At 35.0% G+C, this 15915-nt stretch carries 17 protein-coding genes and 1 tRNA gene; 17 read left to right on the forward strand and 1 reads right to left on the reverse strand.

What is annotated here, in order from left to right; genetic code table 11:
• Positions 1 to 12: 12 nt before the first annotated feature.
• The 5 genes from K5783_RS08565 (at position 13) to K5783_RS08585 (ending at position 3826) form a co-directional block, all read left to right on the forward strand.
• On the forward strand, positions 13 to 789 hold the full coding sequence (locus tag K5783_RS08565; protein ID WP_297473724.1) for a rhomboid family intramembrane serine protease: 777 nt from the start codon (positions 13 to 15) through the stop codon (positions 787 to 789).
• Between the two features lie 33 nt (positions 790 to 822).
• Complete coding sequence (locus K5783_RS08570; protein WP_008300807.1) at positions 823 to 999, forward strand: tautomerase family protein; 177 nt, start codon at positions 823 to 825, stop codon at positions 997 to 999.
• A gap of 139 nt (positions 1000 to 1138) precedes the next feature.
• Positions 1139 to 1987, forward strand: a complete 849-nt coding sequence (locus K5783_RS08575) for a hypothetical protein (RefSeq protein WP_297473728.1) — start codon at positions 1139 to 1141, stop codon at positions 1985 to 1987.
• A gap of 11 nt (positions 1988 to 1998) precedes the next feature.
• Positions 1999 to 2742 (forward strand): peptidase, encoded by a 744-nt coding sequence (locus K5783_RS08580; RefSeq protein ID WP_297473729.1) that lies wholly within the window; start codon positions 1999 to 2001, stop codon positions 2740 to 2742.
• Positions 2743 to 3019: 277 nt separating this feature from the next.
• Positions 3020 to 3826, forward strand: a complete 807-nt coding sequence (locus tag K5783_RS08585; RefSeq protein ID WP_297473730.1) for a carbon-nitrogen hydrolase family protein — start codon at positions 3020 to 3022, stop codon at positions 3824 to 3826.
• Here the strand turns inward: K5783_RS08585 and K5783_RS08590 are convergent.
• On the reverse strand, positions 3810 to 4325 hold the full coding sequence (locus K5783_RS08590; protein ID WP_366939179.1) for a DNA topoisomerase: 516 nt from the start codon (positions 4323 to 4325) through the stop codon (positions 3810 to 3812). The genes K5783_RS08585 and K5783_RS08590 overlap by 17 nt on opposite strands.
• On the opposite strand from K5783_RS08590, the gene K5783_RS08595 reads away from it, so the two are divergent.
• From K5783_RS08595 to K5783_RS08650, 12 genes are all read left to right on the forward strand, one after another.
• Positions 4319 to 5482 carry a thiolase domain-containing protein gene (locus K5783_RS08595; protein WP_366939180.1) on the forward strand — a complete coding sequence of 388 codons (1164 nt, stop codon included), beginning with the start codon at positions 4319 to 4321 and terminating at the stop codon, positions 5480 to 5482. The genes K5783_RS08590 and K5783_RS08595 overlap by 7 nt on opposite strands.
• 1 nt (position 5483) lies before the next feature.
• Entirely contained in the window at positions 5484 to 5852 is a 369-nt protein-coding gene (locus K5783_RS08600; RefSeq protein WP_297473736.1) for an OB-fold domain-containing protein, read from the forward strand.
• Positions 5853 to 5921: 69 nt separating this feature from the next.
• Positions 5922 to 6083 (forward strand): hypothetical protein, encoded by a 162-nt coding sequence (locus K5783_RS08605; RefSeq protein WP_200829102.1) that lies wholly within the window; start codon positions 5922 to 5924, stop codon positions 6081 to 6083.
• Between the two features lie 168 nt (positions 6084 to 6251).
• A complete protein-coding gene (nrdD, locus tag K5783_RS08610) occupies positions 6252 to 8405 on the forward strand; it encodes an anaerobic ribonucleoside-triphosphate reductase (protein ID WP_297473739.1) in 2154 nt (717 codons plus the stop codon).
• Between the two features lie 567 nt (positions 8406 to 8972).
• Positions 8973 to 11624, forward strand: coding sequence for an adenosylcobalamin-dependent ribonucleoside-diphosphate reductase (locus tag K5783_RS08615; RefSeq protein WP_297473741.1), 2652 nt, complete (start codon positions 8973 to 8975; stop codon positions 11622 to 11624).
• Between the two features lie 46 nt (positions 11625 to 11670).
• Complete coding sequence (locus K5783_RS08620; protein ID WP_297473742.1) at positions 11671 to 12780, forward strand: hypothetical protein; 1110 nt, start codon at positions 11671 to 11673, stop codon at positions 12778 to 12780.
• Position 12781: 1 nt separating this feature from the next.
• Positions 12782 to 13450 (forward strand): ribosome biogenesis protein, encoded by a 669-nt coding sequence (locus K5783_RS08625; protein ID WP_297473743.1) that lies wholly within the window; start codon positions 12782 to 12784, stop codon positions 13448 to 13450.
• A 22-nt stretch (positions 13451 to 13472) separates the two neighbouring features.
• Positions 13473 to 13546: transfer RNA gene (locus tag K5783_RS08630), tRNA-Gly, on the forward strand.
• 52 nt (positions 13547 to 13598) lie between these two features.
• Positions 13599 to 13928, forward strand: coding sequence for an RNase P subunit (locus K5783_RS08635; protein WP_297473746.1), 330 nt, complete (start codon positions 13599 to 13601; stop codon positions 13926 to 13928).
• Between the two features lie 122 nt (positions 13929 to 14050).
• Positions 14051 to 14503: a 30S ribosomal protein S19e gene (locus K5783_RS08640; protein ID WP_297473747.1), complete on the forward strand. Its 453-nt coding sequence runs from the start codon at positions 14051 to 14053 to the stop codon at positions 14501 to 14503.
• 7 nt (positions 14504 to 14510) lie between these two features.
• A complete protein-coding gene (locus K5783_RS08645) occupies positions 14511 to 14792 on the forward strand; it encodes a DNA-binding protein (RefSeq protein ID WP_109877456.1) in 282 nt (93 codons plus the stop codon).
• 41 nt (positions 14793 to 14833) lie between these two features.
• Positions 14834 to 15913 carry a zinc-binding dehydrogenase gene (locus tag K5783_RS08650; RefSeq protein WP_297473749.1) on the forward strand — a complete coding sequence of 360 codons (1080 nt, stop codon included), beginning with the start codon at positions 14834 to 14836 and terminating at the stop codon, positions 15911 to 15913.
• Positions 15914 to 15915: the final 2 nt, after the last annotated feature.

Raw genomic sequence — 15915 nt, forward strand, 5'->3', positions numbered from 1 at the left:
ATAAAATCACAAATGCTTCCATTAAGAGATGAAAATCCACATCCACCAGGATTCAAACCAACTGTAACTTATGCATTAATCATAATCAATGTAATTGTATTTTTTATTGAAGTTACATTTACCGGTCAATTCTTTGACTTTACAAATCAGAATGCATTTAATTTATTCTACAACTGGGGTGCTGTTCCAAGTTGCGTTACTGGTGGAACTGTTGTAAACGTTGATTTTGGTGCAGGTCCACTACGTGTGTCTTGTCCTGACGCACCATATTTCTCGTTACTAAGTTCAATCTTTTTGCATGGAGGTTTGATGCATCTTGGAGGAAACATGTTGTTTTTGTGGATCTTCGGCGATAACATTGAACACAAATTTGGAAAAATAAAATATCTTGGAATTTATTTGCTGTGGGGAATTCTTGCAGGACTAATTCATATTTACGGTGATGCTAGCAGTCCAATTCCTGCAGTTGGCGCATCAGGTGCAATCTCTGGCGTACTAGGAGCTTATCTTGTGATTTTCCCAAAAGCTAGAATCCAGACATTTCTGATGATGGGGTTCTTTTGGAGAATGATGCATATCCAAGCAAGATGGTTCTTGCCATTTTGGTTAGTTTTCCAAAATCTGCTACCTTTTTTTATTGGCGGATTCGGCGTGGCTGGGGGAGGCGTAGCATATCTTGCTCACATTGGCGGATTTGTTGTAGGTCTGGCAACAGGATATCTCTACAAAAAGACTCACAGTTCAGAGTTTACTTATGGAACAAGATATGGTTACAGACCAGATTATTGAACGCATAAATCTCCGAATCTATCTGAAATTTTTATGCCGTTGATTACAGTTTCAATGTATCCTGGTAGAACGCAGGAACAAAAAGACGAGTATGCAAAAGCAATAACAAAGTCTGCAGTAGAGATTCTAAAAACAAAAGAGAATCATGTTATTGTTGTTTTTGAAGACAATCCTAAAGAAAATTGGTTTCTAGCGGGAAACCAACTTTAATTATTTTTAAAATAGATAGCCTCCACATCTGACACTTGTGGGCCATATCGTCAAATCACACATTTGATTTCAGAATTATGTCAGTACATTCGTAGAATGTACCAATTTTCTTTTTATGATAAATGTGATGCCATACTTGATGACGACAAAAACTATCTTGATGATATTGCCAATTCTATGTGCGATTACTCTATTGTTTACTCCATCAGCAGCATATGCTCATGCAGGGCATAATCATGGTGGTGGTGGATGTTCAGACTGTAATCCACCTACATTGGGTGTTGATGCAAGTGGGAAAAGACAAGTTTTTGGAGGATTAACCATCAACGGTCAGACGTTTGATGTAGAAGCGTTCAAACAAGATCTTAATTCTCAAATTCTCCAAATTGGGGAACCTGTGGAGATCACACTAAAAATATATGATAATAGAGGATATGCGGAACTAAAACATGTCGAGCTGAATCTGGGTCACGAGGAAAAATTCTTGTCTGGAGTAATGGTTCCACATAGCCCAGTTACCATAGAATGGAGTAAGACATTTGATGGAAAAACTACCACAACTGTTTTTGACAAACAAAAACTAGTCAAAGATGTCAGCGTTCAAGTCCTTGACAACAGTCCAATTATTGGTGTAAAGTTTAATTTTACGCCTGTACAAAAGTTTGACGCAAATACAATTGTCACAAAGATCTGGGATCAAAAAAGAAATGCAAATACGAACTATTTCCATAACGTGTTAGACATAATCTCAAATGAACCTGCACCAGTTTTGGTAAATACTCTGAACTCTGTGCAAGCAAAAATATCTGAGGAAACCACCAATGAACTCACAATATCCGATTCTCCAATTGACAAAGTAAATCAGGACATCAAATGCAGTACAAAACATGTACAATTATTACGTGTGTCAGATAACAGTCCAGTTTGTGTTGATGAATATCAAGCTTCAGTACTGATTCAAAATAATTGGGCAATTCCAGCTCAATAATTTTTTTTAACATGACTTCTAAATTACTTCTTATTTTTACCATAACGCTTTTCATATTTGGAATGACCTCTACAGCATTTGCACATTCTGCAAAAGTTGTTGGGGATTTTAAAATTGAAACAGGTTGGAAGAATGAACCGCCCTTGGTGGGAATGGATAATGCAATAGAGATTACAGTGTCACTTGCAGAAGAATCTGATAAGCTGATCTATGATATGATTTTTTTTAATAAGATGGATGATTCTACAGACAAAGCAACTGAGAAGCATCTTTCAGGACTTGCAGATGAAATTGAAGTAAGTGTATCTGCGGGTGGATCAAAAACCTTTCTTTTACTAGAAGAGAATAAAGAAAATTTGGGCGTGTATCATGCCAAATTCATCCCTACCAATACAGGGATACACACAATTCATTTGTATGGGATTATAAAGAATCTAGAGTTTGAGATGACGTCCCAAATTGAGACAGTAGAAAGTTCTGACAGCACACAAATTCCTGACTGGATTCGAAACAACGCAAAGTGGTGGTCAGATGGATCAATAACTGATGCTGATTTTGTTAAAGGAATACAATTTTTAGCACAACAAGGAATTATTCAAATAGAACAAACAACAGAATCATCTGTCATGTCTCAAGAGATACCTCAATGGATTCGAAACAACGCAGCATGGTGGTCAGATGGATCAATAACTGATGCTGATTTTGTTAAAGGAATACAATTTTTAGCACAACAAGGTATAATCAAAGTCTCTTAAGTTAATTTTCTACTTGTTGCGATTTTACTTGATAAACTTTTGCAGTTCGTTTTTATCATAAATGAATCCATATATGCTGATTATTTTTATCTGATAACAAATAATTTATTTATATTTTTAAAAATGATGGACTGGAAAAATTCCCCCAGTCAGGGATTGACATACACACTATGGTCGGTTTGACTTCTATTAATCAAATTTGCATAATAAGAAAATGGTACATTTTATGTTTGTACCAAGAGTTTATCCTTTTATTGCGATTCAATTAATCAATTTTATGAAAGCAGCAGTCATTCAATTCAAAGCATCAACAAAAAAAGAAGATAATTTAAAAAAAATTGTTTCGTACATTTCAAAGGCAGCTGCAAAAAATGCAACACTATGCGCATTTCCAGAATTCATGATGTTTTACACAAACTCTTCTCAGACTTCAAAACAATTAGCTAGTTTAGCTGAAACAATTAATGGTACTTTTGTCACAACAATTGCAAAAGCTGCAAAAGAGAATCAAATCCAAGTTGTAGGCTCATTTTATGAAAAGAGTAAAAAGAAAGATCGTGTATATGACACTTCTTTTGTAATTGATAAATCAGGCAAGATAATCTCTACATATCGTAAAATTCACCTCTATGATGCATTAGGATTTAAAGAATCAGATAAAATGGTCTCAGGCTCTAAAATTGCAAAGCCTGTAAAGACATCTATTGGAAAAATTGGCATGATGATCTGTTATGATTTAAGATTTCCAGAGATGTCAAGATCTTTAGCTGTTGCAGGTTCTGAAGTACTAATTATACCATCAGCTTGGGTTAAAGGAAATATGAAGGAGGAACACTGGATCACAATTAACAAAACACGTGCAATTGAAAATGGATGTTACATCATTGCACCCGATCAAGTTGGAAATATTTACTGCGGACGAAGCTTAGTAGTTGATCCTTATGGAAAAATTTTACTTGATATGAAAAAGAAACAAGGCATAGGTTTTGTAAATATTGATTTGGATATGGTAAAACAAACACGAAAAGTTTTGCCATTACTTAAAAACAGAAGAACAGATGTTTATCCTACTTTGAAGGCTTGATTATTCTGCTTTCACAATTAAAGTTTGAACATTGTTTGGTCCACTTTTGTTTTCTTGAATAACGAAAAATTATCATTGGCCATTTGCAAACATCACACGGATTTTTTGTTGCCCTCAGTCTTGCTTTTTGTAGTAATGGAGATGATGCTTTACATCCCCCGTAAAAGTTTGAACAGCCCATGAAACGCTTTCTTGTAGTTTTAGATCTAATTACCATTAGTTCACCCAGCTTACATTGAGGACACTCTACAAGTCCATTTTTTGGAGAATTTGTTCCAAGAATTATGTATTTCTTCTCTTTTGATGACCATGAAAGATATCCATTTACATCCAAATACTGAATAATTTCTTTTTTGAATATACTGGTCTTTGACTTTGTAGTTTTTGCTGTATGTCTTACTATTGTCTTTTTGACCTGAACAGTTTTGAGTGAACTCTTTGGCTTCTTCAATGTTGGATTTACTAAAACAATTTTTATAGGGACTTGGGTCAGTGACATTTGTGGAAAAGGTTTGTGTTCTTGGCGCTGGTAGCACCAAATATGGAAAGTTATCTGAAAGCATAGCCGATATTACTACTCAGGCGTCAGTTGCAGCCATAGAAAGCGCAGGAATTTCTCCAAAAGACATCAAAGCATCATACATTTCAAACGTCTTTGGTGTTGCTGATAAACAGGTCCATATTGGTCCTGTCTTGATGAGCAGATTAGGAATTCCAGATAAACCATCATTAACAATAGAGTCTGCATGTGGAAGTGGCTCTGTATCTTTTAGAGAAGCATACGCCAATGTTGCGGCAGGATTTTATGATTGTCTGGTTGTAACTGGTGTTGAAAAAGTAACTCACACAGGAACTGAATGGACAACAACTTACTTTGCATATTGTTCTGACTTTTTTTATGAAGGTCAAGCTGGTGCATCATTTCCTGGATTGTTTGCGTCTATGGCAAGAGCTTACTTGACAGAGTTTAATGCAACTGAAGAAGACTTTGCAGCAGTTGCAGTAAAGAATCACGACAATGGTTTCCTTAATCCTAAAGCTCACATGCAAAAAAAGATTACAATTGATGATGTAATGAACTCTGCCGTAGTTGCAAGTCCTCTAAAACTTTATGATTGCTGTCCATTTTCTGATGGTGCAAGTTCTGTTATTCTTTGTTCTGAAAAGTTTGCAAAAGAGCACGGTGGTGATTACATTGAAGTAATTGGTTCTGGTAGGGGAGGTTCTCCTGCTGCATTGCAAGGACGTGAACATATGACAACAATTCCTAGTACAAAAATTGCAGCAGCAGATGCATACAAAATGGCAGGAATTACTACAAAAGATATTGACTTTGCAGAAGTACATGACTGCTTTACAATTGCAGAAGTAGTCGACACTGAAGACTTGGGATTCTTTGAAAAAGGACAAGGCATTCAAGCTGTTCGTGAAGGTAGAACAAAATTAAATTCTGACATTTCAATTAATCCATCAGGCGGTCTTAAATCAAAAGGACATCCAATCGGAGCAACAGGTGTTGGACAAGTAGTAGAAGTATTTGATCAACTAACTGGAAAAGCTGGTGAAAGAACTGTTAAAGATGCAAAAATTGGTTTAACTCATAACTTTGGCGCAACTGGAGCAAGTTGTGCAGTTCACATATTCCAAAGTGTGTAAAATGACTATTGAAGAACAACTAATTGAATATGCAAAACAGGGTAAACTCTTAACTCATAAATGCACTAAATGCGGATATCTTCATTTATCTACTGCCTATTACTGTCTCAAATGCGGCAGTCAAGGGTTTGAAGATGTTATTTTAGATGGTGTGGGCTCAATTGCAACTTATACCATCATTACTGTTGCCCCTGCGGGCTTTGAAAAATATACACCGTATGCCTTTGTTGTACTTCAACTAGATAATACTGATCTGAGAATTTCTGGATTTATGGCAGGAATTGCCACTCCTGAGGATCTTCCGATTGGAACTAGAGCACATATAACTGGTTTTGAAGATGGCTGTGGAATCATCATTAAAAAGCAGTAAAATAATTTGTTTGAATTATTAAAAAAAATCAAAATCGATTCTTAATAATTTTGCTAGGTGATAATCTCTATGTCTGTAGAAATAACTTGTGGTAAATGTGGAGAAAAGATCACAAATATGAAAATGCTAAAATCTCTAAAAGATGTTTTGAATCCAACAAATGGAAAATGCCCATCCTGTGGACAGAAACTTTCCACTTCAGAATTTTCACTTGATGTTCAAGAAAACTGATCACCAAAAGGATCATTTTTTAGATTTTTTTAAAAAAACAGTTAGTGATTATTAAAAAATTTCCTCTGCAAATTGGAAAACTGATCCAAGTTGATCCCAAACTGATCAAAAATGTTCAAAAATGATCTAGTCACAAGTCTTATTTACTCCTTAGTCAAGAAAAAAAACATGAAAATGAGTGATGAGGATCTAGAATTAGATTTGGATGCTGATCTAGATGACGATGACGATTTAGAGTTAGACTCTGATTCATCACCCAAGAGAAGTGGCATTTTACAATCTACATCAAAACGTGTAAGAATGATTTTCTCTGTTATGGCAAGTCCAAACAGAATCGATATCCTTAGAATCTTAAATTCTAAAGGTCCTTTAACTTATTCTGAATTAAAATCCCTTGCAGGATTCAAGTCAAAAAAAGAAAGTGGAAAATTTGCATACCACTTGAGAAAATTACTTAGACAATCTCTTGTTGCACTTAACAAATCTGAAAGACGATACACTATTACAAATCTTGGAAAGCTAGTTTTGAGTTTGGCAAGACAAATTGAAGAAAGATCAATTATTGAAAGTGGAAAAATGTACGTTAGAACATCTCACCAATCAATTGAGGAATTCAATTCACATAAAATTATTCAATCTCTGGTTCGTGAAGGAAGTCTTCCATTGGAACTTGCACAAAAAATTACTGAAGAAGTTGAAAATAGAATTTACAAATACCAGACCACCTATCTGACTGGCTCACTAATCAGAGAAATGGTAAACTCTGTCCTTCTAGAGCATGGTCATGAGGAATATAGGAATAAACTTGCACGCCTAGGCCTTCCTGTTTATGACGTTCAGGAGATGATCTCCAATCTAGACAATGTAGATAATGGCGCTGAAGGTCTTCTTTTTAACACAGGACAGAGGGTATTTGCTGAACATCTATTAACTAACATCTTACCAAAAGATGTGGCAGATTCACATCTTTCTGGAGACTTGCATATTACTAATCCTGGAATTTGGTCTATGATTCCTGATACCATATTTGTTAATATCAAGGAATTAATCGAAGATGGAATTAATCTTGGTGGAAAATATCTTGATGTATCTAGAATTCCTGCATCAAAACAACTTGATGACATTACAAGTTCACTATCAATTGTAATTGCACTCTTGTCAAAGGAGGCTTCACAAGAAGTTGTAATTGATGGATTAGTGCAATTATTTACAAAACATTCAAAGTCCATTCCAGAACTTGAACAAAAACTCACTGATGCATTTGCAACTGCATCTACAACTGCAAAATATAACAAAACAAGTACAAAGGTATCAATTAGATTACAATTAGGAACTGATACAAAGATAATTAATTCAATTATTAATGCATACAAGAATTACACAAAGATTACTCCAATTCCAAAAATTGGTTTGATAATAGATGTTGACAAAGGAAAAATTACTGATGTTTCAGAATCAATAGCTGAAATAATTTCTATTGGCGGACACGTAATGTTTGCTAAAGGTCAAACTTCTAGTTCTGGTGTTACAAATGGATCTACAAAAACCACAGCTCCCCTTTCAATAAATTTGGAATCTGTTTCAATTAATCTTCCAAGACTTGCATTTGAATCAAACAAAGATGAAACTTACTTTAGAGCAAGACTTGCATTACTAATGAAACCAGCATTGTCATCTATGGCATTAAGAAAGAAAGAGATCTCAGATCTTACTAGACGAGGACTAAACCCAATTCTTGCCAAGAACACACAATACATGCAACGTAGTTCTGTTTCACTTGTTGTAAACTTGGTAGGACTCAAAGAATCTGTCTTTAACATACTTGGATTCCAAGACAATAAAGAAGGACGCGATATTCTTCATAAGGTAATTCAAACAGCAGTTGATGTTGGAGCCAAAAAAGGTAAAGAATTAGGTGATACGGTTGCAATATGTATGACTGAAACTGAGGCATCTGCTCGTTTTGCTACTCTGGATGGCGAAAAATATGGCAAAAACTCTGCCTTAAATTCAATGGAGGGTGACTCTTATTCACAGGGAATAGTAATTAACGCCTCTGAAATTGCCAGTTTTACTAACAAAAGTGACCCTATAGTAGAATCAAACAAGCTCTCAAAAATCCTCACTGGAGGATTACTAGTCACATTACAAATTGACAAGAATGCAAAGGTAAATGAAATCAAAAAATCACTTGAAAAAGCATCGGAACTTACGACTTCTTTCAAGCCTGTGAGAAAAATTGCAATTTGTGGTGAGTGTGGATTTAAGGATGAACCCTTTGAGGACAAATGTCCAAAGTGTAAATCCCCATACGTTGTCTGATATTCGTATGTGAAAAACTAGTTACGATCATTTTTTAAAATTTTTTGATCAGAATCAGATGAGCGATCTTCATCATTACTATCAAAGTTATGCCAGTATGAAATTCATAGTAGCGGTGTTAAAAAAATTGACTCATTAACGGGACAAGATCAAAACTTTTCGAGCACATAAGTTATATCCACATTGGTTCTAACTCTTGCAGGAAGAAAAATAAGTAGTTACGTGTTTAAATGATTGATAATTAAAATCGCTAGCAAGTAAGAGTCGATCCATACAGACGAACTGCTTACTTCCTATTGTTATCTAAAATAAGCTTGCTTTAACCTTATCTGCGTGATTAAAATTCACAAATTATGTTTTTCTTGTTTAGCATGATCATTTTTCTCAATAATTAAAGCATAATAATAAATACTCTGTACGATCATCGCATGAATTTATGAATGTCTTTCTTTTGACCCCACTCCAATGGGCATTGTACCGTTGTCAATTTTATTAAATCAAAATTTTGAGAAAACCGGACAAATAGTTTATACCATCTACCATTCTAACCACGGAGGGGAGATTATAATGGACAATTCACAAATTGAAAATACGATCAATGAGATCCGTAAGCGCAGTGGCGCAGTCACGGCTTTCAATCAAAATAAAATTTCAAATGCCATATTTCGGGCATTGGCCGCCACCTCTAAAGCCGATCGTGGTCTGGCCGATCAACTAGCAGAGAATGTAGTTAACAAACTAGTTGAACAAGGATTTACAAGTACTAGAACACCGACTGTTGAGGATATTCAAGATATTGTAGAATCAACTCTAATTGATAGCGGAAATAGCGATATTGCCAAAGCATACATCGTTTACAGACATGAGAGAAGAAAACTAAGAGAAGAGAAAATGAAGGTCTTGAATCTAAAGGCTCTTGATCCAGTTTCCAAAAAGTTTGATCTGAATTGTCTTAGAGTCTTGGCATCAAGATATCTTTTCCGAAATTCTAAAAACGAGATCATTGAATCTCCAACTCAAATGTTTGAGCGTGTAGCAATTCTGGTAGGAATTGGAGATATTCTATATGATTCACAAATCTTTGACAAATCAGGAAATATCAAACAAGATGTAGAAGAAGCAAAATCATATCTTGAAAAACTAGATGCCTTTGATTATAAATTCAAAGTAGGAGATTATTTCTTCAACAAATGGCATTTCAGATCCTTAATCAATCACTACGTGAGTCTTGCAAACAAAGGTCAAATGAAGATAAGCTTCAAAGATCTTTTAACATTACTTGCAGCAAAGAAACTAGATAATTATGCAGACAAAATCACAGAATACTTTGAACTAATGACTGCACAAGACTTTCTACCAAATTCACCAACCATGATGAATGCAGGTGGAAGATTGGGACAACTATCTGCATGCTTTGTACTTGGAATGGAAGATGGAATGGAACAAATCATGAAATCTACCTCTGATGCAGCATTAATCTTCAAGTCTGGTGGTGGTGTTGGAATCAACTATTCTGATCTTCGTGAAGAAGGTGATATTGTAGCATCCACTTCAGGCGTTGCATCTGGACCTGTATCTTTCATGAATATTATCAATACCGTCACTGAAGTAGTCAAACAAGGAGGAAAAAGGCGTGGTGCAAACATGGGTATTATTGAAGCATGGCATCCTGATGTTGAAAAATTCATCACAAACAAAACAGAACCAGGAGTTTTAGAAAACTTTAACGTAAGCGTTGGTATCTGGGAGGACTTTTGGCATGCCTTGGTAAATACTTCTGATGGTAACTATATCTTACGTAGTCCACGTGATAAAAAACCAGTTAAAGAAATCAATGCGCATCAACTAATTGATCTGATTGCACTTTCTGCATGGAAGAGCGCAGAACCTGGATTGATCTTCTTTGATCAAATTAACAAATACAATGTATTTGCAAAAGCAAGAAAAGCACCACTTAGAGCAACAAATCCGTGTGGTGAACAAAGTCTTTATCCATACGAATCATGTAATCTAGGTTCTATCAATTTAGTAAATCTTGTAAAGAGACAAGCAGATGGAACTTATGAATTTGATTGGCAAAGATATGAGGAAACAATCAGAAAGACAACAAGATTCTTGGATAACATCATTGATGTCAATACATATCCGGTACCGGAAATTAGTGTAGCATCAAAAGAGTCTAGACGTATTGGACTTGGAGTGATGGGCGTAGCTGATCTGTTGTACAAACTAAAAATCCCATACAATTCTCGAGAAGGATATGAACTACAATCAAAACTATCTGAAGCCCTGTCATACTATTCAATGGAAGAAAGTGTTGCACTTGCTAAATCTCGTGGTGAGTTCCCACTCTGTTCTAAAACAGAATATCCAGAAGGAAAGATTCCTATTTCAGGATATTATGAGAGACCAAAAGAATCTCACTCTTGTGATTGGGATCCACTAATTGATAAAATCAAAAAACATGGTATCAGAAATGTCTTGACTACTACAGTAGCTCCAACTGGCACACTCTCCATGATTGCAGACTGTTCTAATGGAATGGAACCTGCATTTGCTCTTGTATTTGAGAAAAGAGTAACTGTTGGAAGATTCTTCTATACCAATAAGATAGTTGAAGAAGCACTCAAAGAACATGGCCTTTACAATGATGAAATCCTTGAAAAGATTGCAGACAATTACGGTTCATTGAAAGGAATTCCTGAAATTCCACAATGGATGCAGGATGTCTATGTTACAGCAATGGATATTCATTGGGCTGATCATCTTATGGCTCAAGGTGTATGGCAAGACTGGATTGGAAATGCAATTGCAAAAACAATCAACATGCCATATGACGTGACTGCAGAAGACGTAAAGTGTGCATATCTTCTAGCACATGAACTTGGACTAAAAGGAATGACAGTTTATCGTGATGGCTCTAGACACAAACAAGTTCTTCATATGACTAGTGAAAATGCTCAGAAGATATTTGATGTACCACCAAGTGATTACATGACTGCTTTTGTGAAAGAAAACATCACAAATCCATACATCAAGTCTCAAGTAAATGCCGCACTTGCATTAAAGATTCATGACGAAGAAATCAAGATTGAACCTCAAAAACAAGAAGAGGTTTCAGAAGATCGTCTATGCCCAACATGCAAAAACAATCTTGTATTCGTAGAGGGTTGTAGTATTTGCATTGAGTGCGGATACAGTGGTTGTACTTCTGGATAAATCACAGAATCACAACTTTTTTACTTCCTTTTCATTTTGAATCAATGTGGACAAGAAGATCCTAGGAATAATTGTAGGTATAGTAATTATTGCGATAGTGTCCACAGTTTTAGCCATACCCAATTCAGAAATTATTACTCAAACTAATGAAAAAATTGGTCTAGTGATTAATTCTCCTAGTCAATCTGTTACTTTACAAAACTTGGATGAAATTTATTCCGAAGCCGCCAGCTCTGGTATTGGAAGAAGTAATGTCTATCTCTTTTGGAATTTAGTTGAACCTGTTCGTGGTGAATTTGATTGGCAACAATCAGACGTATTGATGAGTTTTAATAAAAAAAATAATCTCAAAGTTACACTTTACTTTTCTATAATAAATGGCGAAACACTTGGACCTTTCCCAAGTTGGATTGGTAAACCTCCAATAATCTCCATTGGAGAAGATAGAATGGTTAGCGTCCTTGATGCAATATTATCAAGATATGACATCATAGACACAGTTATTCTTGCAGGAGAAACAGAATCTCAATTCAGATTCAATGAGCAAAATATTCCCGTATACAAGGATCTATTCAATGGAGTTTATGAAAAAACCAAAGAAAAACATCCTGATGTAAAAATAGGAAATGCATTTGCATTACACCACGTAATTAACAAAAATCTACGATATATTGTGACTGATTTAGCCGTTGGTGATTTCATTGCTTTTTCTTATTCACCAGTTGACACACTAAATGATATTGTCAAAACACCAGAACAGGCAATTGAAGATTTAGAGCAAGTGTTTGATTTAGCTGGAGATAAGAAAGTAGGAATTTTTGAACTTAGCTGGAGTACTTCTGATTTTGTTGGAGGCAGTGATTCTTCACAAACAGAATTTATGCAAAAATCCTTTGATTTTTACACTGCAAATGAATCTGAATTAGAATTTTTTACTTGGTACAGACAATATGACAAACCTGAAGGAACATGCGCATTTGAAGAACAGGAAGTTGGTGAGGATACACTTACTGTTGGAGGTTCTGGTTTTGGAAGTAGTGAGCATGTAATTGAGAGACTAAATCAGTATGTATGTAGTGCAGGATTGATCAACAGTGATGGTACTCCAAAATCTAGTTGGATTGAATTTAAAAAACAAGTTAAAATGACTAACTAAAATGATCTCTTTAATTTTATCTGAATCATCATTAGAAATTGTTCCATTTGAGCTACAAGATCATCCATCCATAATTTTTCATGCAAGAAAACTTGGAAAACATTCCTCTGAAATCTTACTTGATAATTCTTGGCATTTTGCAGCTATGAAAGGAATTAAAAATGAATTGAAAAGAGGAAGACCGGATTTAGTACATTTTTCAATACTTGAAGCTACCACAATTCCATTATATCTTAAAAATAAAATAAAAATTTACATACACACACTTGATGATAAAGTAATTTACTTTGGTCAAAATGTCCGTGTGCCAAAGTCATATCATAGATTTGAGGGAGTGATTGAAAAACTGTACAAAGAAAAAAAAATTATAGCAAATAATGAAACATTACTGGAAATCAAAGAAAAAACATTTTCAGAACTACTTGATGAAATAAATCCATCAAAAGTAATTGGTTTTTCAACAAAAGGTAAACCAAGCTCATATGAAAAAATTGCTGCAGAAATTTCAAATAATGACTGTATTGTAATTGGTGGATTTCAAAAAGGACATTTTTCAGATTCTGTTGAAAACAAAATAACTGATCTATATTCTATTGGTGATGAATCATTTGAAGGTCATGTTGTAGTTGCTAGACTACTCTATGAGTGTGAAAAAACCATTTTTATGTAGGAACTGAAATTTGCATTCTGTTGCAGTCATAGTATAGCCTGGTTAGTATTCGGGGTTTCCAACCCTGTGACGCGGGTTCGAATCCCGCTGACTGCATCTCATTCATTATAATAATAACTAATTTTTAGGTCCAGTTTTAGAAATTATTGTGAAGTCTGCAGTAAGAAAAATTGCAATAGAGCGAATGCAAATTTTAATTGAAAAAGCAATACTTAATGCAAAAATTAACCCTGAACTTTCTCAGCGTCAGGCTTTTCTTGCTAGAAGAATTAGTACAAGACACAAAATTAGGATGCCTTATGATCTTAGGATGGTTTTCTGTAAAAAATGCAAGTCATTTATTGCGCCTGGATTAAATTCTAGAATTCGTATAGGCAGAACATCTGTCAAATCAATCAGAATTTCTTGTAACTTGTGTGGACATACTTATCGTAAAATTATACCCCCATCCACTACAATTAAAAAAAATAGTACTTGATACAAAAATTGAACTATAGGAAAAGTTGAGTATTGATCTATGTATTTTAGGCTATATTATATTTGATAATCTAGTGACAATACCTCAATGATTTATAAGACGATTATCGATTTTTTCACTTTATGGCAAAGGTATACGATGTCCCAGCAGATGTTTTGATAAAAAGACTAGCAGATATTCTAAAGAATGAAGATATTCCTGCACCTTCTTGGATTCCCTTTGTCAAAACTGGAGCTCATGCAGATAAACCTCCACAAGAACGAGACTGGTGGTATACTAGATGCGCATCAATTATGAGAAAAATATACTTTCATGGTCCAATTGGAATTAACGAATTAAGAAAAGATTATGGTGGAGGTAAACCCTCTGGATATGGAGCTGCTCATCACAAAGATGCTGGTGGCGCAATAATTCGCAATGCAATTCAAGGATTAGAAAAACTTGGTTATTTGGAAAAAGTTGAGAAGAAAGGTAGAATTATTTCTAAAAATGGAATGCAAAAACTAGATAGGTTATCCACAGAAATTCTAAAAGAACTAATCGTTGAAAATCCTCAATTGAAAGTTTACACATAGATTCAAAATGAGTTTTCCAGAATCTAACGAATCTCCTTATGAAAATACCAACAATGAGTTATCCGCACAAAAAGAACAGATTCTAAAACAGATTCTTTCACCAGAAGCTAGATTGAGACTAAATAATATCAAGATGGTAAAATCAGAACTATCTGATCTTGTTGAACAATATTTGATCGGTATGGCAACTCAAGGCAAATTACCTGGTCAAATATCAGATGATCAACTCAAGCAAATTCTGCTTTCTATTCAACAACCAAAACGTGATTTTAAGATAAATCGAGTATGATCCAGAAAAAATATAATTATGGGTAGCCCATCGTTTAATTCATGAAAGCAGTAGTATACAATGAATATGCACCAGATGATAATTTTTCTAAAATCCTCAAAGTCCAGGATATAGATGATCCAAAACCAAAAGCAGATGAAGTTGTCTTTAAAGTAAAAGCAGCTGCTCTGAATTATAACGATATTTGGGGAATGAGAGGAGTACCTGTTGCTGTTCCATTACCACATGTTTCAGGTTCAGATGCTGCTGGAGATGTTATAGCAGTTGGTGAAGATGTTAAAAATATCAAAGTTGGAGATAGAGTTGTCTCTCACTCAAATATGTCTTGCAGAGTTTGTAAAGCATGTACTGATGGAAGAGAATTTGATTGTATTAATAGGACCATTTGGGGATTTCAAACTGGTCCAACTTGGGGCGCTTTTCAAGAAGTAACTCATCTTCCCGAAGTAAATATTTCAGTTATTCCAGAAGGAGTATCATATGATGAAGCAGCAGCTGCATCCATGACATTACTTACGTCATGGCATATGCTGGTTGGAAGAGCCAAAATTGTTCCAGGACAAACTGTCTTAATCATGGGTGGTGGTTCTGGAGTAGGAAGCTTTGGAATTCAGATTGCAAAATTATACAATTGTGATGTAATTGCAACAGCAAGTCCTGACAAACTAGACAAATGTCTAGAACTTGGAGCAGATTTTGCAGTTGATCATAGAAAAGAAGACTGGCATAAAGAAGTCAGAGCAATTTCAAAAGAACTTGCAAAGAAAAAAGGTGAAGCACCAGGAATTGATGTTTCCTTTGATCATATTGGTGAAACACACTGGAACAAACAACTGACCTTACTAAAATATGGAGCAACTCTAGTTTCATGTGGTGCAACAACAGGATACGATGCACAAACTGATCTTAGACATATTTTCTTTAAAGGAACAAACATCCTAGGTTCTACACAAGGAACCAAAGCTGAATTAGATCAAGGTCTTTATTGGATGGGTCAAGGCAAAATTAAAGCAGCAATTGATTCAACATATTCCTTTGAGCAAGCAGCAGAGGCTCATACAAAGATGTTAACTGGAAAAGGTCTCTTTGGCAAAATCTTAATGAAGCCAGAGGGCACTTAATC

The organism is Nitrosopumilus sp., from assembly GCF_025699125.1.
Taxonomy (GTDB): Archaea; Thermoproteota; Nitrososphaeria; order Nitrososphaerales; family Nitrosopumilaceae; genus Nitrosopumilus.

What these genes read in the sequence shown, in the direction of transcription:
- K5783_RS08565 (WP_297473724.1), top strand. Translation starts at nt 13, where the DNA reads ATGCTTCCATTAAGAGATGAAAATCCACATCCACCAGGATTCAAACCA.
- K5783_RS08570 (WP_008300807.1), top strand. Translation starts at nt 823, where the DNA reads ATGCCGTTGATTACAGTTTCAATGTATCCTGGTAGAACGCAGGAACAA.
- K5783_RS08575 (WP_297473728.1), top strand. Translation starts at nt 1,139, where the DNA reads ATGACGACAAAAACTATCTTGATGATATTGCCAATTCTATGTGCGATT.
- K5783_RS08580 (WP_297473729.1), top strand. Translation starts at nt 1,999, where the DNA reads ATGACTTCTAAATTACTTCTTATTTTTACCATAACGCTTTTCATATTT.
- K5783_RS08585 (WP_297473730.1), top strand. Translation starts at nt 3,020, where the DNA reads ATGAAAGCAGCAGTCATTCAATTCAAAGCATCAACAAAAAAAGAAGAT.
- K5783_RS08590 (WP_366939179.1), bottom strand. Translation starts at nt 4,325, where the DNA reads ATGTCACTGACCCAAGTCCCTATAAAAATTGTTTTAGTAAATCCAACA.
- K5783_RS08600 (WP_297473736.1), top strand. Translation starts at nt 5,484, where the DNA reads ATGACTATTGAAGAACAACTAATTGAATATGCAAAACAGGGTAAACTC.
- K5783_RS08605 (WP_200829102.1), top strand. Translation starts at nt 5,922, where the DNA reads ATGTCTGTAGAAATAACTTGTGGTAAATGTGGAGAAAAGATCACAAAT.
- nrdD (WP_297473739.1), top strand. Translation starts at nt 6,252, where the DNA reads ATGAAAATGAGTGATGAGGATCTAGAATTAGATTTGGATGCTGATCTA.
- K5783_RS08615 (WP_297473741.1), top strand. Translation starts at nt 8,973, where the DNA reads ATGGACAATTCACAAATTGAAAATACGATCAATGAGATCCGTAAGCGC.
- K5783_RS08625 (WP_297473743.1), top strand. Translation starts at nt 12,782, where the DNA reads ATGATCTCTTTAATTTTATCTGAATCATCATTAGAAATTGTTCCATTT.
- K5783_RS08640 (WP_297473747.1), top strand. Translation starts at nt 14,051, where the DNA reads ATGGCAAAGGTATACGATGTCCCAGCAGATGTTTTGATAAAAAGACTA.
- K5783_RS08645 (WP_109877456.1), top strand. Translation starts at nt 14,511, where the DNA reads ATGAGTTTTCCAGAATCTAACGAATCTCCTTATGAAAATACCAACAAT.
- K5783_RS08650 (WP_297473749.1), top strand. Translation starts at nt 14,834, where the DNA reads ATGAAAGCAGTAGTATACAATGAATATGCACCAGATGATAATTTTTCT.